The following is a 16,667-nucleotide window of genomic DNA, read 5'->3' as shown; positions in this document are numbered from 1 at the left end:
GATGTGGATCATGCCAACGTAGGGAAATCATGAGGCGCACAGCCGCGGACGACCGCTCTTGGTATGTCCGCGGTTTTTTTGATAGAGAGGATGGAGTGATATGAAGATCGACCCCAAGCGGCTGCGGCTGTATGCCGTGACGGACCGGGCCTGGACTCATGACGCGGAGGACCTGCTCCGTCAGGTGGCGGCAGCCGTCGACGGCGGGGCGGGCATCGTCCAGCTGCGGGAAAAGCACATGGGACAGGCGGATTTCCTGGCGGAGGCGGAGCGGTTCGTGGCCCTGTGCCGGGAAAAGGGCGCTGTCAGCATCATCAACGACAATGTGGAGATCGCCGCCCAGACCGGGGCGGACGGCGTTCATGTGGGCCAGGAGGATCTGGAGGCGGGCCGGGCTAGGGAGCTGCTGGGGCCGGACAAGCTGATCGGCGTTTCCGCCCACTCCGTGGAAGAGGCCCTGGCCGCCCAGGCGGCGGGGGCGGACTACCTGGGCGTGGGCGCGGCTTTCGTCACCGGCACCAAGACGGACGCCAAGCCCATCTCCCGGGAGACTATCCGGGCCATCACGGCGGCGGTGGACATCCCGGTGGTGGCCATCGGCGGCATCAGCCATGACAATATTCTGGAGTTGAAGAACTGCGGTCTGGACGGCGTGGCGGTGGTCTCCGCCCTGTTCGCGCAAGCCGACGTGAAGGCGGCGGCGGAGGAGCTGCTGCGGCTCTCGGAGGAGATCGCCCGATGAACATCCGGGGCGCCATCTTTGACCTGGACGGGACCCTGACGGACTCCATGTACATCTGGCAGAAGGCCCCGGTGGATCTGGTGCGCCGGTACGGCGGTGACCCGCCGGAGGATCTGGCCCGGGACCTGAAGGAGATGGGCCGCCGGGAGGCGGCGGAGTACCTGCGAAGCCGCTTCTCCATCTCCACCACGCCGGAGGAGCTGATGGACACCCTCAACGATCTGGTGACGGAGGAGTACCGGTCCCGGGTGCCCATGAAGTCCGGGGCGGACCGGCTGCTGGCCCGGCTGGCGGATTCCGGCATCTCCTGCTGCATCGCCACCGCCAGCGAGGCGTTCCAGGCCCGCTCCGCCATGGAACGGCTGGGACTGTGGCCGCACTTCCGCTTCGCCGTCAGCTGTGTCCAGTACGGCGGCAAGACCCGGCCGGACATCTATCTGGAGGCCGCCCGCCGTTTGGGGACCGTTCCGGCGGAGACGGTGGTGTTTGAGGATGCCCTTCACGCCGCCAGGACCGCCCATGAGGCAGGCTTCCGGGTCTGCGGCGTCTGGGACGTCTCTGCCGAAGAGGATCAGGCCGCGCTGAAAGCCCTGGCGGATTGGTACGTGCGGGACCTGGGCGACTGGGTCCCGTAAGGGACGGGGAACCGCGGCCAGCGGGCCGCTTCCAGCGGCGGATCGGGGGCACCACCTTCCGCCGCTTGATAAAACTTCAATGCAAAGAAGCATCAGGAAAGGAAGCATCGATATGAAGACAGCATTGACGATCGCTGGGACCGATCCCAGCGGAGGCGCCGGTATCCAGGCAGATATCAAGACCATGACCGCCAACGGCGTGTTCGCCACCTGTGCGGTGACGGCTCTGGTGGCCCAGAACACTACCGGCGTCAAGAGCATCGTGGAGTGTACGCCGGACTTTCTGGCGGAGGAGCTGGACTGCGTGTTCACAGATATCTTCCCCGACGCGGTGAAGACCGGCATGGTCTCCAGCATTCCGCTGATCCGGGTGATCGCGGCCAAGCTGAAGGAGTATGGGGCCAAAAATCTGGTGGTGGACCCGGTGATGGTGGCCACCTCCGGGGACCGGCTCATCACGGAGGACGCGGTCTCCGCCCTGAAGGAGCTCCTGCTGCCCCTGGCCACGGTACTGACCCCCAACATCCCTGAGGCGGAGATCCTCTCCGGCATGACGATCCGCAGCGCCGCAGACATGGAGGCGGCGGCCCGGGCCATCAGCGAGCAGTACGGCTGCGCCGTGCTGTGCAAGGGCGGCCACCAGATCAACGACGCCGATGACCTGCTGTGGCGCTGCGGCAGCGGCAAGTGGTTCCACGGAAAGCGGATCAACAACCCCAACACCCACGGCACCGGCTGCACCCTGTCCAGCGCCATCGCCTCCAATCTGGCGAAGGGCTTTGACCTGGACACGGCGGTGGAGCGGGCCAAGGCTTACATCTCCGGCGCTCTGGGGGCCATGCTGGACTTGGGACGCGGTTCCGGCCCCATGAATCACATGTTCGACCTGAAGAGCATCTACTGTACGGAAAAGGCAGATTGACCAGTTTGCAGACAACAGGAGGACAGCGGTTTTATCCGCTGTCCTCCTGTTGTTTTTGCGCAGAAAAACGGCGGTTCCGATGGCGGGATCTATTTGGAATCACCAGACTGAACAAAATGATTTCAGGTATTTTTAAGGTTTAAAACGAGCTAAATATACTGCAAAAATAATAAAAACAAAATTTTTTAAAGTATTTTTTCAGGTTGATTTTAGCTTTCCATGATACCTTTGGACCAGAACCCTTCCCGGAGGGGGAGGTACGGAAAGGATTGGCACGGTATGAGCGAAAAAGGACTGGAGCGGGAGACGGAAGGAATCTCCGTGGGGGAGCGGGAGCCCGTCGTAGCAGATTCCTCTCCCAAAGGGGGCCGTCTCCGCAGCAGCTGGAAAAAGCTGTGGAAGGGGCGGAAACGAAAGGCGCTGGCGCTGCTTCTGGTGGTGGCCATTGCAGGCGGCGTGGTGATCTGGAGGGGCCGCGGACAGACGGCCTCCGCTGCGACGACGTATCAGGAGGCGGCGGTGGAGCGCCGCTTTATCACCAATTCCCTCTCCTCCAGCGGCACGCTGGAGCCAGCGGACTCCTACACCGTCAATACGCTGGTCTCCGGCGAGATCCTCAGCGATACCTTTGAAAAGGGCGACCAGGTGGAGGAGGGCCAGCTGCTCTATACCATTGATTCCTCCAACGCGGCCAGCAGCCAGACCCAGGCGCAGAACAGCTACTCCCAGGCCCAGACCTCCTATGAGCAGGCGGTGAAGGCCAAGTATCCCCAGGCGGACCTGAGCGGCACCGTCAGCGAGGTGTATGTGAACGAGGGGGACAGCGTCAGCGCAGGCACACAGCTTCTGAAGATCGTGGCGGATGAGAACATCTACATCGACTTCTACTTCACCTACGCGGACAGCGGCGACTTCTACATCGGCCAGACCGCCACGGTCTTTATCGACGGCTTTGCCGGGACCCTCACCGGAACGGTTGCCGCGGTGTCCAGTTCCTCCGCGGCGGTCTCCACCGGCGTACCCCTGACTACCGTCCGGGTACGGCTCGCCAACCCGGGCCTTGTGACATCCGACTACACCGCCAGCGCCGTCATCGGCAGCTACTCCAGCTACGGCCAGGCGTCCATCAAGGTGGGGGCCAGCAGCGTCATCACGGCAGAGGCGTCCGGCAAAGTTGCAGGTTTCAACTGGCTGGTGGGCGATACCATCTCCAGCGGCGACCGGATCTGCACCATCACCGGTGACAGCGTGGACAACCAGATTGAAAGCGCCCGCATCAGTGTCAGCAACGCCTCCACCAGCCTGGAAAATGCCCGGGACAATCTGGAGGACTACTCCGTCACCGCGCCCATCTCCGGCACCGTGGTCACCAAGAACGCCAAGGCGGGGGACAACATTGAGGGCGGCTCCGGCAGCACCCTCTGCGTCATCTATGACCTGAGTTATCTGGAGATGACCATGTCCATCGACGAGTTGGACATCAGCTCTGTGGAGGTGGGCCAGGAGGTCCGGATCACCGCCGATGCCGTGGAGGGGAAGACCTACACCGGCGTGGTGACGGAGGTGTCCGTGGCGGGCACCACCTCCGGCGGCATCACCACGTACCCCGTCACCGTCCGCATCGACGAGACCGACGGCCTGCTGCCTGGGATGAATGTGGACGCGGAGATCGTGATCTCCTCGGCGGATGACGTGCTGGCCATCCCAAGCGCCGCCGTGAGCCGCGGGGACATGGTGCTGGTCACCGCGAATTCTCCCAGTGCTGTGAATGCCCTGGACCAGGAGGCCCCGGAGGGCTACGTCTACGTGCCGGTGGAAACCGGCGTCAGCGACAACAGCTACATTGAGGTCCTCTCCGGCCTCCAGGAGGGGGACACAGTGGCCTATCTCCAGGCGGCTGGCTCCGCCAGCTCCGGCGATATGACGTTCGTCATGCCGAGCGGGGCCATGTCCTCCATACCGATGGGCGACATGCCCAGCGGGATGCCCTCCGGCGGCGGAATGCCCAGCGGCGGGCCGGGAGGCTTCTGATGGGCACTTTGATCGAATTTCGGGAGGTCTGCAAGTATTACCAGATGGGCGACACCACTGTGAAGGCGGCGGACCACATCTCCTTCCAGATCCGGAAGGGGGAGTTCGTGGCCATCGTGGGCCAGTCCGGCTCCGGCAAGTCCACCTGTATGAACATCATCGGCTGCCTGGACGTGCCCACCTCCGGCACGTACCTGCTGGACGGCAGGGATGTGGGTCAGATGGATAAGGACCAGCTGGCCGCCATCCGGAACAAGATGCTGGGCTTCATCTTCCAGCAGTACAACCTGCTGCCCAAGCTGACGCTCCAGGAGAACGTGGAGGTGCCGCTGATGTACGCCGGCATCCCCAAGCCGGAGCGGCACGAGCGATCCCGGATCGCGCTGGAGATGGTGGGTCTTGGCGACAAGCTGCGCAATAAGCCCAGCCAGCTCTCCGGCGGCCAGCAGCAGCGGGCGTCCATTGCCCGGGCTCTGGCGGGGGACCCGGCGGTGATCCTGGCCGACGAGCCCACCGGCGCCCTGGACTCCCACACCGGGCGGGAGGTGCTGACCATGCTGCAGCAGCTCCATGCCGCGGGCAACACGGTGGTGCTCATCACCCACGACAACTCCATCGCTGTCCAGGCCCAGCGGATCATCCGGCTGGAGGACGGCCACGTGATCTACGACGGCGATGCCGGTGCGCCTGAGGCGGTAGTGACGCCCAATCTTGCCGGAAGGGGGATGGCGGGATGAGCCTGATCGAGACCTTCCAGATGGCGGTGCAGAATATTCTCAGCAGCAAGATGCGGACCTTCCTCACTATGCTGGGCATCATCATCGGCGTGTGCGCGGTCATCGTCATCGTGGGCCTGGGCAACGGGATGCAGGGCTATATTGAGGACAGCTTTGCCGACATGGGCACCGACTCTCTGACAGTGATGGTGATGGGCCGCGGCTCCTCCCGCAGCGTGTCGGAGGGCGAGATGTACCAGCTGGTGGCGGACAACAGCGATGTGTTCAAGCAGATCTCCCCCACGGTCACCATGAGCGGCTCGGTGAAGATCGGCAGCAGCACTCTTTCCGCCACCTCCGTCACCGGCGTCAGCGAGGATTACTTCTCCATGAAGGGGTATGAGGTTGCCCAGGGCCGGGGGCTTCAGTACACGGACATGACCGGCCGGAAAAAGGTCTGCGTCGTCGGGCAGTATCTGAATCAGGTCTATTACGGCGGGAATGCCGTGGGTCAGACGCTGCGGATCAATGGCAACTCGTTTACCATCGTAGGTGTTATGGGAATGGAGGGCACAGAGCTGGAAGAGGGCGGCACGGACGACTGCGTGTTCCTCCCCTACTCCACCGCCGCCCGCCTCAGCTTCACCGGCACCATCTCCAGTTACACCATCACTGTCCAGGACACGGACCAGATCTCCCAGGCCAAAACCACCCTGGAGAACGCCCTCTATGAGATTTTTGAGGACGACGATGCCTATACCGTGGGCAGCATGGCGGAGATGGTGGAGGAGATGAACTCCATGGTGAACATGGTGATCTACATTCTGGCGGGCATCGCTGCCATCTCTCTGGTGGTGGGCGGCATCGGCATCATGAACATCATGCTGGTGTCGGTTACGGAGCGGACCAGAGAGATCGGCATCCGCAAGGCGCTTGGGGCCCGGGAGGGCGCCATCATGCGCCAGTTCGTCATCGAGGCGGCTACCACCTCCTCTCTGGGCGGCGTACTGGGGATCGCTCTGGGCTTCGGCCTATCCGCGGCGGCCACGGTGGTCATCGCCAATGTCATGCCGGACACCCCCATCACCGTCAGCCCCAGCATTGCGGCGATCCTGGTGGCCTTCGGTGTCTCCGCGGGCATCGGCATCGCCTTCGGATACCTCCCCGCCAAAAAGGCCGCGGTGCTGAACCCCATCGATGCGCTGCGGTATGATTGAGACGCCAGCCGCACCCGCCCTTCCCGGGGGGCCCCCACCCGGGGACCCGCCGCCGTTTTTCTTGTCAGTCGGGCCCGGCCGTGGTACAATGGCCGCGAAACAACCGGTCTTCCGGCCGGAGAGAGGTTCTGCGAAAAGAGGAGACTGCCATGAGGGAGATCAGAAAGAAGCGTGCGGTGGCTGTGGAAGTCCGCCGGGAGAGGAAGTGGTTGATGCAGTAAAAAGGAAACAGGAGGAGACATCGTGAATCAGACCATCCGCGGCATGGGGCTTCCGGACCCCGACGCGGTTTTTCCAAACGAATACGGCACATCCTGCTATATCAAAAATGTGGTGACGGCCCCGAACATCCAGATCGGGGATTACACCTACTACGACGATCCGGTGGACCCTGCGGGGTTTGAACAGAACAACGTCCTGTTCAACTATCCGGAGTTCGGGGACCGGCTCATTATCGGCAAGTTCTGCTCCATCGCCGCCGGGACCCAGTTCATCATGGGCCCGGCCAACCACCGGACCAGCAGCGTCAGCACCTACCCCTTCCAGGTGTTCGGCGGGGCATGGGCTGACCAAGCGCCGCCTCACCTGGGCCAGTTGCCCCGAAAGGGGGACATCATGGTGGGCAACGACGTGTGGATCGGCCGGGAGAGCGTGATCCTGCCGGGGGTCCACATCGGCGACGGCGCCATCATTGCGGCCCGCTCCGTAGTGGCGAAGGATGTGCCCGCCTATACCGTGGCGGGCGGCAATCCGGTCCGCGTGCTGAAGCAGCGGTTCCCAGAGGATCTGGTCCAGTTGCTCCTGGCATGGCGGTGGTGGGACCTGCCCCCAGCGGAGCTGGCGGAGGCCGTGCCGCTGCTGTGCGACCCGGATCTGGACGCGGTGCGGACGGACCTGCGCCGTCGCCTGGGAATGGCGGAGTGAGTGGCTGTATGCAAAAAAGTCCCGGCCCTTTTTAGGGCCGGGACTTCTGCTTTTTTATGAAGCGCCGTCTTTCTTGGGCTCGATCAGATAAGACGGCAGGCTCCGCTGGCAGCCGTTTTTCTCATAAAACGCTTCCGCCCCCGGCTGGGCGCCGAAATACAGCAGCGTGGGGGTATGGGCCGCAGCCAGCCGCAGCAGCCGGCTTCCGATGCCCTGCCGCTGATATGCCGGCAACACCAGCAGCTCCGTGATGGTGCCGAAAAAGCAGCCGTCTGTGAGGACTCGCAGGCAACCCGCCAGCTGGCCGCCGTCCCAGGCAGTGAAGTTCATCGTTTTTGACAGCGCGGCGCGGGTCTGCTCCAGATTGTACGCTCCCGGCCAGACCTGCTGGACAAAGTCGAGGAAGGTCTCTCCGGAAAGGCTCCGGTCGTCCACACGATACTCCATGGCAGCATCCTCCAATCCCGTCACGCCTCCGCCATCTCCCGCATCAGGGCGATCTCCCGGGCATAGCCGGGCAGGTCGTTGGGGGTCTCCAGACAGAAGGGAAGATCCTTCAGCGCCGGGTGGCGGACGATCCGCCCCAGCGCCTCCAGACCGATGGTCCCCTCCCCCAGACAGGCGTGGCGGTCCTTGCGGCTGCCGGGGGGATTCTTGCTGTCGTTCAAATGAATCGCCTTCAGCCGCCGGAGGCCGATGATGCTGTCAAATTCCGTCAGCACGCCGTCCAGGTCGTGGACGATGTCGTATCCTCCGTCGGACACGTGGCAGGTGTCCAGGCAGACGCCCACCTTGCCGGAGAGCTCCACCCGGTCCAGAATGGCCCGCAGCTCCTCAAAACGGCCGCCTACTTCGCTGCCCTTGCCTGCCATGGTCTCCAGCAGAACGGTGGTGGCCTGATTGGGCCGCAGGATGGCGTTGAGCCCGTCGGCAATGAGAGCGATGCCGGTCTCGCTTCCCTGCCCCACATGGCTGCCGGGATGGAAGTTGTAATACTGTCCTGGCACATGCTCCAGCCTAGCCAGGTCGTCCGCCATGGTCTCCCGGGCGAATATCCGGTTCTTCTCCTCCGCGCCGCAGAGGTTCAAAGTATAGGGAGCGTGGGCGACAATGGGGCCAAAGCCGTGCCGGGCCAGCAGGTCCCGCAGGGCTGCAGCGTCCGCCGGGTCCAGGTCCTTGGCCCGGCTGCCCCTGGGATTGCGGGTGAAAAATTGAAAGGTGTTGGCCCCCAGCTCCAGCGCCTGGCGGCCCATGGCCGCAAAGCCCTTGGAGGAGGACAGATGGCAGCCGATATACAGCATGGCCGCGCCTCCTTCTCTCGGTCTGTACTGCTCTGCATCCGCCGGAAGGCGGAAGGAGATTATATTTTATCATACCACATGGACACTGCCTATGCACGGGCAAAAGCAACAAAAAGCGGGGTCTGCCGGCCGAAACCGGTGACCCCGCTGAGACACTGCCGGACGCTGGTAAAGCGGCGGCCCCGTCCGGCGGGGGCCTTATATGTTTCGGGAGAGCGGATCGGCTTCATCGTCTGTGATGAAAAGTTCCTCCGCCTTCTGCTGCGCATCGATCAGCCGGGCCTGGAGCCGGCGCAGGGATTCCTCCGCATCGGTGATGGCGTTGAAGAGCAACAGATATTCCTTGGAGACCTTCTGCATTTGGTATTCATCCTTTCTAAACCGCCACAAGATCTGGGGACTGCCCTTATCATACACAAAGGCCGGGCGAAATTCTGTCTGAATCTGTCGAGATACCCAAGGTTTTGCAAAAAATTCAAAAACCAACACAAAATAGCAGGAATTTCCGAAAAAACGAAAAAAATCCAGGGCCTTTTGCCGGAAAAAATGGAAATGGCAAAAAAAAGCGGTCCGCGTCAGGCGCGGACCGCTCCGGAATTCAAGTCAGGTTTCGGGCTGCTCCAGCTCCCGCAGGCCGGCGATGTCACCCACCGGCAGGGAGAACACCAGGGACTGAGCGGCGCTCTGGATGCCCGCCTTGGCCATGATGGCCTTCATAATGGGCTTCTTCGCCTCGCTCCGGGCCAGGATGAAGACCATCTCCTGCTCCGACGCGATGGACACGCCGAAAAACTTCCGCACCAGGTCTGTGCCGGTGCCCTTGGCGTGGATCACCGTGCCGCCGGTGGCGCCTGCCTCCCGGGCGGCGTCCATCACCAGGTCGGTGGACCCCTGGTTGGCAATGACCACGATCAGATCGTGGGCAATCTCCCGTTCCATAGCAGTTTCTCCCTCCTGTTCATGCAGCAGATATTCCTTGGCGGTGGATCCGCCGATGCTGTTCACCGGCACAGTCATCAAAACGCCCTGGCCGGGCACATCCAGCCACAGGTCACGGGCCGCCTGGCGCACCAGCCGGGGGGACCGGGGGGACACGCAGAACAGCACGGCCTTCTCCGTGGCCTCCAGGCCCAGAAAGTCCAGCACCTCCGTGGTGGCGGTGCCCTGACCCAGAGCTGTCAGCACCAGCGAGATCCCGTGGGTCCGGAACCAGGCGGCGAACTGCTCTGCCCGGCTGCGGTCAGTGATGGTGATGAACAAATCGACGCCCTGCATGGCGGTCTCTCCTCTCTTTACGATGTCGGACGGACTGCTCACAGCTCGATGATCTCCTCGTCCACCGGGGCGGGAGGCGTCTCCTGAGCGGCTTTCTTCATCTTGAGCTGATACAAAAGGCCCAGCATCTGGATGGTCAGCAGCGGCGTCATAGCCACCATAGCCACCACGCCGAAGGCGTCCGTCACCACATTGCCGCCCAAGGCCTCGCAGGCGCCCTGAGCAAAGGGCAGCAGGAAGGTGGCCGTCATAGGCCCGGAGGCCACGCCGCCGGAGTCAAAGGCAATGGCAGTGAAGATCTTGGGGACGAAAAAGGACATGACGATGGCGGCCAGATACCCCGGCACCACCAGCCAGAAAATGGAAATCCCGGTCATCACCCGCATCATGGCCAGACCGATGGAAACCGCCACGCCGATGGAGAGGCTGGTGCTCATGGCCTTGCCGGGAATGGCGCCGGAGGTGATCTCCTCCACCTGCTTGTTCAGAACATGGACCGCAGGCTCCGCCTGGACGATGAACCAGCCCATCAGCATTCCGATGGGAATCAGGATCCAGTTGAAGGACAGGCCGGCGATCTGGCGGCTGAGGTAGCTGGCCGCCGGCATGAAGCCCACGTTGGCGCCCGTAAGAAACAGGACCAAACCCACATAAGTATACAGGATGCCGATGACAATTTTCAATACTTTTTTCTTCTTTAATTTCAGGGAAACCGCCTGAAAAACGGCGAAGAACAGTGCGATGGGGGCCAGACACACCGCCACCTCGCTGAGATACGCCGGAAGTTCCACCTGAAACAGGTGCCACAGAGCCCGGCTGTCTGTCACGGAGGGGATTTCCACCGGGGTGTAGACGCCCGCGCCCGGGTAGATCAGGGCCAGCACCATCACTGCCAGGATGGGGCCGACAGAACAGAGAGCCACCAGGCCGAAGCTGTCCTGGGCGGCATTCTCGTCGCTGCGGATGGAGGCCACGCCCACGCCCAGGGCCATGATGAACGGCACGGTCATGGGACCCGTGGTGACACCGCCGGAGTCGAAGGCGATGGCCAGGAAGTCCTCCGGTACAAAGAGGGCCAGCGCAAACACGAGGATGTAGAACACGATCAGCATCCGGTTCAGGGGAATGCGGAACAGGATGCGCAGCATGGCGATCACCAGAAAAACGCCCACGCCCACGGCCACAGCGCCCACCAGCGTGGCGTTGGGCACGCCGGGCACCTGCTGGGCCAGCACCTGAAGATCCGGCTCCGACACGGTGACGATGACGCCGATCAGAAAGCCGACAGCCGCCACAACCCAGAGCTTTCTGGAGCGGGTCATGGCGGCGCCCACCCGTTCTCCGATGGGGGTCATGGCGGTGTCAGCGCCCAGGGAAAACAGGCCGATGCCCAGAATCACCATCACCGCGCCGATCAGAAAGGCCAGCAGCGTCTCGGTGGGGATGGGCGCAACAGTAAAGCTGAGGATCAGCACGATCACCGTAATGGGGACCACGGAGGCCAGGGCTTCCCGGAGCTTTTCCCAGAGGATGGTTTTATTCCGCCCCAATCGTTCCTGCCATTGCTCTCGTCTCTTCCACGGCAATCTCATCACCTCTCCAAAATTCATACAATTTATATAGATATGATTATAATAACATAAATAGGCCGCCCACAGTGACGAAAAAGCAGAAATTTACAAAATCTTTATAAGCGGAGCGGTGATTCCCTTTTTTCCCGAACTGTGCTATGCTGTACCATATCACCTTCACAGGAGTGCGCAGGATGAAGAAGAGTCCTTACGACAGAGAGCGGTTTTTTGAAAAATACAGCCAGATGGACCGCTCCCGCCTGGGACTGGCGGGCGCCGGGGAGTGGGAGTCCTTGGAGCCCCTGCTGCCGGACTTCGCCGGGAAGCGGGTGCTGGATCTGGGCTGCGGCTACGGCTGGCACTGCATCTATGCGGCGGAACACGGCGCGGCGGCTGTCACCGGCGTGGACCTGTCGGAGAAAATGCTGGCCGTGGCCCGGGAAAAGACCACGGCTCCGCAGGTGACCTATATCCGGGGGGATATGGCGGAGACCCCATTCCCGCCGGAGAGCTTTGACGTGGTCCTCAGTTCCCTGGCCATCCACTATCTGCCTTCCTTTACAGACTTTTTGGAGCGGGTGCGGCAGTGCCTGTCACCCGGCGGCGACTTTGTCTTCTCTGTGGAGCACCCCATTTTCACTGCTGCCGGTCCCCAGGAGTGGTACTACGGCCCGGACGGCACCCCCCTCCACTTCCCTGTGGACCGGTATTTCGAGGAGGGACGGCGCACCGCCCGCTTTCTGGGGGAGGATGTGACCAAGTACCACCGCACCCTCACCACCTATCTGGACGGCCTGCTTACCGGCGGATTCCAGCTGCTGCGGGTGGTGGAGCCTCAGCCGCCGGCGCGGATGCTGGGCCAGCCGGGAATGCGGGACGAGCTCCGCCGCCCCATGATGCTGCTGGTCTCCGCCCGGAAGCGGACGGCGTGGCCGCACGGAAAACCGGGGCGGCGCGACGGCCCCGGATGAAAAACTGCTGGAAGATCATGAATACACAGAAAGGAAGGACTGCTCCATGAAAACAGGTCTGGTGCTGGAGGGCGGCGCGCTGCGGACGATCTTCTCCTCCGGCGTGTGCGACGCTTTTTTGAACGAGAAACTGCCCATGCCGGACTACACCATCGGCGTCTCGGCCGGGATTGCCTACGGCGTCAGCTACCTCTCCCGGCAGAAGCGGCGGAATCTCCAGCTGCTGATGCACTACGCCAATGACCGGCGGTACATGGGCTGGGGGAATTTCTTTGATCCCCGGAATCGCAGCTACTTCGGGCTGAAGTTCGCCTACGACACCATCCCCAACGAGCTGGTGCCCTTTGATTACGACACCTTCGAGGCGTATCCCGGTCAGGTGGAGGCGGTGGTCACCAACCTGCAGACCGGCCGGGCCGAGTACCGGGAGGTCCCCCGGCGGGACGCTAGCTTCCTCCTGCTCCAGGCCACATGCGCCATGCCCGTGCTGTTCCAGCCCATCCGGCTGGATGACGGCGCCCCCTATCTGGACGGGGGCTGCTCCGACGCCATTCCCTGGAAGCGGGCGCTGGCGGTGGGCTGCGACCGGGTGGTGGTTGTCCTGACCCGGGAGCGGAGCTATCGGAAGGAGCCGGAGCAGCTGATGCCCCTGTTCCGGCGGGTGTACCGCAAATACCCCGTCTTTCTGGAAGGCCTGCGGACCCGGGCGGAGCGCTATAACCAATGCCGGGAGGAGCTGTTTGCTCTGGAGCAGGAGGGCCGGGTGTTGGTGATCGCGCCGGCGAACACCCGGGGCTTCTCCCGCACGGAGCGGGACCGGCAGAAGATCCTGGCCCTGTGGCAGGACGGCTTCTTCGCCGGCCGCCGGGCTGCGGAGGCGGTGCGGGACTTCTGGACGCGGGAGACACCTTCCGCTGGGACACCGGAATAGCAGCAGACCGCCGCCCATCTTTCAGTGGGCGGCGGTTTCCTCTTGGCGGAAGTGGTTTTGCACAAGAAATCCGTACTGCTTTTTGCGTTTTACCATATTTTTACGCAAATTTTACAAAATCTTAGAAATCCTCTTTCCAGCGTGCCGCTTTGCATATATAATGTTGGAGCGCAGTATACATGACAGAATCGGACCGGCCGTGCCAGACGGTCTGGAATACTGGGAAAGGAAAGCGCAGTTATGGACATTTTCTCCGTCTTTACCCTCTGCGGCGGCCTGGCGTTCTTCTTGTACGGCATGACCGTCATGTCCAAGAGTCTGGAAAAGATGGCCGGCGGCAAGCTGGAGCGGATGCTCAAGCGCATGACCTCCAGCCCCTTCAAGAGCTTGCTGCTGGGCGCGGGCATCACCATCGCCATCCAGTCCTCCTCCGCCATGACGGTGATGCTGGTGGGCCTGGTGAACTCCGGCGTCATGGAGTTGAGACAGACCATCGGCATCATCATGGGCTCCAACATCGGCACCACCCTGACGGCGTGGATTCTGTCTCTCACCGGCATCGAGAGTGAGAACGTCTTTGTGAACCTGCTGAAGCCGGAGAACTTCTCTCCCCTGATCGCTCTGGCGGGTATCCTGCTGATCATGGGCTCCAAGCGCCAGCGGCGCCGGGACGTGGGGCGCATCATGATGGGCTTTGCCATTTTGATGTACGGCATGGAGCTGATGAGCGGCGCCGTCAGCCCTCTGGCGGAGATGCCCCAGTTTGCCGGGCTGCTCACCGCCTTTGAAAATCCCCTGCTGGGTGTGTTGGTGGGCGCGGTGTTCACCGGGATTATCCAGTCATCCGCTGCCTCTGTCGCCATTCTGCAGGCCCTGGCCATGACCGGCTCCATCACCTACGGCATGGCCATCCCCATCATTATGGGGCAGAACATCGGCACCTGCGTCACCGCCCTCATCAGCTCCATCGGCGTCAACCGCAACGCCAAGCGAGTGGCGGTGGTCCACATCTCCTTCAACGTCATCGGCACCGCCGTGTGCCTGATCCTCTTCTACGGCGGCGACATGATCCTCCACTTCACCTTCCTGAATCAGGCCGTGGGGGCCGTGGGCATCGCCTTCTGCCACACCGCCTTTAACGTGTTCACCACGATCCTGCTCCTGCCCTTCTCCCGCCAGCTGGAAAAGCTGGCGCGGAGACTGGTGCGGACCGAGGACACCCGCGAGAGCTTCGCCTTCCTGGATCCCCTGCTGCTGCGGACCCCCGGCGCGGCAGTCAGCGAAAGCGTCGCCATGGCAGGCCGCATGGGACAAGCCGCCCGGGAGAACATCTGCCTGGCGACGGACCAGCTCTCCCAGTACAGCCGGGAGCGGGAGACCCAGATCCTGCAGAACGAGGACAAGCTGGACATTTACGAGGACCGGCTCAGCAGCTACCTGGTGGAGATCTCCCAGCACGGGCTGTCCATGCAGGATATGCGCACGGTTTCCCGCTTGCTCCACGCCATCGGGGACTTCGAGCGGATCGGCGACCATGCCGTGAACATCCAGGAGTCCGCCCAGGAGCTCCACGACAAGGAGCTCCGGTTCTCTGACAGCGCCCGGGAAGAGCTGCAGGTGCTGCTCTCCGCGCTGGATGACATCCTGGACCTGACCATCCGCAGCTTCCAGGCAGCGGACGTGGAGACCGCCCGCCGGGTGGAACCCCTGGAGGAGACCATCGACCAGCTGATTGAGGAGATCCGAAGCCGCCATATCCAGCGGCTCCAGGCGGGCCAGTGCACCATCCAGCTGGGCTTTGTGCTCAGCGACCTGCTGACCAATATCGAGCGGGCGTCCGATCACTGCTCCAACATCGCCGTCAGCGTCATTGAGGAGTGCTCCGGCGGCCCCGGCCGCCACGCCTATCTGCAGGAGGTGAAGGCCGGCGGCGCCTTCGGCGAGGACCTGCGGCGCGACCGGAAGAAATACCATCTCCCCGAGGCATGACGGAAAGCGGACAGGCTCTGTGTCTACCAGACGCAGGGCCTGTTTTTTATCATTCAGGTATAGCCGTCCCCTGTCGGAGGGAAAATACCCCTATCTCACCGAAAACAGGAGGAATCCGTATGTCTGTGGATCTGAAGAACAGCGAGACCCTGAAAAACCTCATGCGGGCCTTTGCGGGCGAAAGCCAGGCCCGGAACCGCTACACCTTTGCCGCCTCCGTCTGCCGCCAGCAGAAGCTGCATGTGGTGGAGGCGGTGTTCCGCTTCACTGCGGACCAGGAGAAGGAGCACGCGGAGATTTTTTACAACCACATGAAAGAGCTGGCGGGCCAGACCGTGGCCATCGACGGCACCTATCCCGTGGACCTGACGAACGATGTGAAGGAGCTGCTCCGCAAGGCGCAGCACAACGAGTATGAGGAGCACGACCCGGTATACAAGACCTTCGGCGACGTGGCCCAGCAGGAGGGCTTTTCCGCTGTGGCGGCTTCCTTCCACAAGATCGCAGAGATCGAGCGGGCCCATGGCAACCGCTTCGGCAGGCTGGCGGATCTGCTGGAACAGGGAAAGCTGTTTGTCTCCGATGTCCAGTGCGCCTGGATGTGCCTGAACTGCGGTTATATCTTTGAGGGGACGGCAGCCCCCAAGGTCTGCCCTGTGTGCCAGCACGACCAGGGCTTTTTCGTGCGGCTGGAGATGGCACCCTTCGGGGACGCGGTGCTGAAAAAGTGAATCAGGCTCCCAAGGCGGGGAGGCCGGAAAAGCGGCCTCCCCGCCCTCTTGCAGTCGGATCTGAATATTCACTCTTTTATTCATCTGCAATATACATCGATGCTGGAAATATTCACAAATTTTCGGCTGTTTTTCCGGGATTGAACCGGATAAAATAGAGCACTCCACCAACAGGGGCAAATAAATATTCATTTTTGCACGAAAATCTATTGACAAGAGGGAGGGAACGTGATAAGGTAAGGCATGTTCCGGCGGGAGGTGCTTCCTCCCTTGGAAATTCAGAGAAAACCGCCCCGCGACCGCGGGAGCATGAAAAAGGGAGATTGCGATACCATGAAGAAGTTTCTTGCATTGATTCTGACGCTGGCCATGGCGCTGTCCGTCACGGCCTGCGGCGGCAGCGACGACACTGCGGATGACACCGCCGACGGCGAGGGCTCCGGCACGGAGGAGACTGCGGATTACGCCTCCATGACTGACGACGAGCTGAAGGCCGCCATCACCACTGTGGAGGGCGGGAAGCTCACCGTCGCCACCAGCCCGGACTTCGCCCCCTATGAGTTCTATTCCATCGACGAGAGCGGCAATGCCCAGCTGGCGGGCTTTGACATCGCCCTGTCCCAGTATATTGCGGATTACCTGGGCCTGGAGCTGGTGGTGACCCCCATGGACTTCAACGGCGTGCTCACCGAGCTGCAGACCAAGCATGCG

Annotated in this window: 17 protein-coding genes; 12 read left to right on the top strand and 5 right to left on the bottom strand. The window is 62.3% G+C overall.

All coding sequences use genetic code 11. The features are described 5' to 3' along the window. Window positions 1–100: 100 nt before the first annotated feature. The 7 genes from thiE (at window position 101) to QVE23_RS06630 (ending at window position 7,187) form a co-directional block, all read left to right on the top strand. A complete protein-coding gene (gene thiE, locus QVE23_RS06660; RefSeq protein WP_287967785.1) occupies window positions 101–742 on the top strand; it encodes a thiamine phosphate synthase in 642 nt (213 codons plus the stop codon). Continuing rightward, window positions 739–1,377, top strand: a complete 639-nt coding sequence (locus QVE23_RS06655; RefSeq protein ID WP_287967783.1) for an HAD family hydrolase — start codon at window positions 739–741, stop codon at window positions 1,375–1,377. The genes thiE and QVE23_RS06655 overlap by 4 nt, the downstream gene beginning before the upstream one ends. Window positions 1,378–1,489: 112 nt before the next feature. Then, window positions 1,490–2,299: a bifunctional hydroxymethylpyrimidine kinase/phosphomethylpyrimidine kinase gene (gene thiD, locus QVE23_RS06650; RefSeq protein ID WP_025544589.1), complete on the top strand. Its 810-nt coding sequence runs from the start codon at window positions 1,490–1,492 to the stop codon at window positions 2,297–2,299. A gap of 279 nt (window positions 2,300–2,578) precedes the next feature. Further along, window positions 2,579–4,330, top strand: coding sequence for an RND family efflux transporter (locus tag QVE23_RS06645; protein ID WP_287967781.1), 1,752 nt, complete (start codon window positions 2,579–2,581; stop codon window positions 4,328–4,330). Further along, entirely contained in the window at window positions 4,330–5,067 is a 738-nt protein-coding gene (locus tag QVE23_RS06640) for an ABC transporter ATP-binding protein (RefSeq protein ID WP_021751028.1), read from the top strand. The genes QVE23_RS06645 and QVE23_RS06640 overlap by 1 nt, the downstream gene beginning before the upstream one ends. Beyond that, the gene (locus tag QVE23_RS06635; RefSeq protein WP_021751027.1) at window positions 5,064–6,263 is read left to right on the top strand and encodes an ABC transporter permease; all 1,200 of its coding nucleotides are present in this window, start codon (window positions 5,064–5,066) and stop codon (window positions 6,261–6,263) included. The genes QVE23_RS06640 and QVE23_RS06635 overlap by 4 nt, the downstream gene beginning before the upstream one ends. A 264-nt stretch (window positions 6,264–6,527) precedes the next feature. Beyond that, entirely contained in the window at window positions 6,528–7,187 is a 660-nt protein-coding gene (locus QVE23_RS06630; protein ID WP_119311865.1) for a CatB-related O-acetyltransferase, read from the top strand. Window positions 7,188–7,241: 54 nt separating this feature from the next. Here the strand turns inward: QVE23_RS06630 and QVE23_RS06625 are convergent, their stop codons facing one another. The 5 genes from QVE23_RS06625 to QVE23_RS06605 all read right to left on the bottom strand — a co-directional run bounded on the left by QVE23_RS06625 (window position 7,242) and on the right by QVE23_RS06605 (window position 11,355). Then, the gene (locus QVE23_RS06625; protein ID WP_036631186.1) at window positions 7,242–7,634 is read right to left on the bottom strand and encodes a GNAT family N-acetyltransferase; all 393 of its coding nucleotides are present in this window, start codon (window positions 7,632–7,634) and stop codon (window positions 7,242–7,244) included. A 20-nt stretch (window positions 7,635–7,654) separates the two neighbouring features. Continuing rightward, the gene (locus tag QVE23_RS06620; RefSeq protein ID WP_276895718.1) at window positions 7,655–8,488 is read right to left on the bottom strand and encodes a deoxyribonuclease IV; all 834 of its coding nucleotides are present in this window, start codon (window positions 8,486–8,488) and stop codon (window positions 7,655–7,657) included. Between the two features lie 198 nt (window positions 8,489–8,686). Further along, the gene (locus QVE23_RS06615) at window positions 8,687–8,848 is read right to left on the bottom strand and encodes a hypothetical protein (RefSeq protein WP_156909670.1); all 162 of its coding nucleotides are present in this window, start codon (window positions 8,846–8,848) and stop codon (window positions 8,687–8,689) included. 243 nt (window positions 8,849–9,091) lie between these two features. Continuing rightward, on the bottom strand, window positions 9,092–9,805 hold the full coding sequence (locus QVE23_RS06610; RefSeq protein WP_021751021.1) for a P-II family nitrogen regulator: 714 nt from the start codon (window positions 9,803–9,805) through the stop codon (window positions 9,092–9,094). Then, window positions 9,802–11,355, bottom strand: coding sequence for a DUF1538 domain-containing protein (locus tag QVE23_RS06605; protein ID WP_051320020.1), 1,554 nt, complete (start codon window positions 11,353–11,355; stop codon window positions 9,802–9,804). The genes QVE23_RS06610 and QVE23_RS06605 overlap by 4 nt, the downstream gene beginning before the upstream one ends. A 173-nt stretch (window positions 11,356–11,528) precedes the next feature. Between QVE23_RS06605 and QVE23_RS06600 the strand changes: the two genes are divergently transcribed. The 5 genes from QVE23_RS06600 to QVE23_RS11015 all read left to right on the top strand — a co-directional run. Further along, window positions 11,529–12,305, top strand: a complete 777-nt coding sequence (locus QVE23_RS06600; RefSeq protein WP_119310380.1) for a class I SAM-dependent methyltransferase — start codon at window positions 11,529–11,531, stop codon at window positions 12,303–12,305. Between the two features lie 46 nt (window positions 12,306–12,351). Continuing rightward, complete coding sequence (locus tag QVE23_RS06595; RefSeq protein ID WP_021751017.1) at window positions 12,352–13,236, top strand: patatin-like phospholipase family protein; 885 nt, start codon at window positions 12,352–12,354, stop codon at window positions 13,234–13,236. Between the two features lie 240 nt (window positions 13,237–13,476). Then, entirely contained in the window at window positions 13,477–15,225 is a 1,749-nt protein-coding gene (locus QVE23_RS06590; protein WP_021751015.1) for a Na/Pi cotransporter family protein, read from the top strand. Between the two features lie 119 nt (window positions 15,226–15,344). Continuing rightward, window positions 15,345–15,956 carry a rubrerythrin gene (rbr, locus tag QVE23_RS06585; protein ID WP_025544888.1) on the top strand — a complete coding sequence of 204 codons (612 nt, stop codon included), beginning with the start codon at window positions 15,345–15,347 and terminating at the stop codon, window positions 15,954–15,956. A gap of 333 nt (window positions 15,957–16,289) precedes the next feature. Then, window positions 16,290–16,667 (top strand): transporter substrate-binding domain-containing protein (locus tag QVE23_RS11015; protein WP_502919074.1); only part of this gene is annotated, 378 nt, incomplete at its 3' end.

This window comes from Oscillibacter sp. KLE 1728 (assembly GCF_934833455.1).
GTDB classification, from domain to species: Bacteria; Bacillota; Clostridia; order Oscillospirales; family Oscillospiraceae; genus Oscillibacter; species Oscillibacter welbionis.
The sequence above is the reverse complement of the archived record's forward strand: the minus strand, read 5'-3'. Positions and strand labels throughout refer to the sequence as shown.

What these genes read in the sequence shown, in the direction of transcription:
- thiE (WP_287967785.1), top strand. Translation starts at nt 101, where the DNA reads ATGAAGATCGACCCCAAGCGGCTGCGGCTGTATGCCGTGACGGACCGG.
- QVE23_RS06655 (WP_287967783.1), top strand. Translation starts at nt 739, where the DNA reads ATGAACATCCGGGGCGCCATCTTTGACCTGGACGGGACCCTGACGGAC.
- thiD (WP_025544589.1), top strand. Translation starts at nt 1,490, where the DNA reads ATGAAGACAGCATTGACGATCGCTGGGACCGATCCCAGCGGAGGCGCC.
- QVE23_RS06645 (WP_287967781.1), top strand. Translation starts at nt 2,579, where the DNA reads ATGAGCGAAAAAGGACTGGAGCGGGAGACGGAAGGAATCTCCGTGGGG.
- QVE23_RS06640 (WP_021751028.1), top strand. Translation starts at nt 4,330, where the DNA reads ATGGGCACTTTGATCGAATTTCGGGAGGTCTGCAAGTATTACCAGATG.
- QVE23_RS06635 (WP_021751027.1), top strand. Translation starts at nt 5,064, where the DNA reads ATGAGCCTGATCGAGACCTTCCAGATGGCGGTGCAGAATATTCTCAGC.
- QVE23_RS06630 (WP_119311865.1), top strand. Translation starts at nt 6,528, where the DNA reads ATGGGGCTTCCGGACCCCGACGCGGTTTTTCCAAACGAATACGGCACA.
- QVE23_RS06625 (WP_036631186.1), bottom strand. Translation starts at nt 7,634, where the DNA reads ATGGAGTATCGTGTGGACGACCGGAGCCTTTCCGGAGAGACCTTCCTC.
- QVE23_RS06620 (WP_276895718.1), bottom strand. Translation starts at nt 8,488, where the DNA reads ATGCTGTATATCGGCTGCCATCTGTCCTCCTCCAAGGGCTTTGCGGCC.
- QVE23_RS06615 (WP_156909670.1), bottom strand. Translation starts at nt 8,848, where the DNA reads ATGCAGAAGGTCTCCAAGGAATATCTGTTGCTCTTCAACGCCATCACC.
- QVE23_RS06605 (WP_051320020.1), bottom strand. Translation starts at nt 11,355, where the DNA reads ATGAGATTGCCGTGGAAGAGACGAGAGCAATGGCAGGAACGATTGGGG.
- QVE23_RS06600 (WP_119310380.1), top strand. Translation starts at nt 11,529, where the DNA reads ATGAAGAAGAGTCCTTACGACAGAGAGCGGTTTTTTGAAAAATACAGC.
- QVE23_RS06595 (WP_021751017.1), top strand. Translation starts at nt 12,352, where the DNA reads ATGAAAACAGGTCTGGTGCTGGAGGGCGGCGCGCTGCGGACGATCTTC.
- QVE23_RS06590 (WP_021751015.1), top strand. Translation starts at nt 13,477, where the DNA reads ATGGACATTTTCTCCGTCTTTACCCTCTGCGGCGGCCTGGCGTTCTTC.
- rbr (WP_025544888.1), top strand. Translation starts at nt 15,345, where the DNA reads ATGTCTGTGGATCTGAAGAACAGCGAGACCCTGAAAAACCTCATGCGG.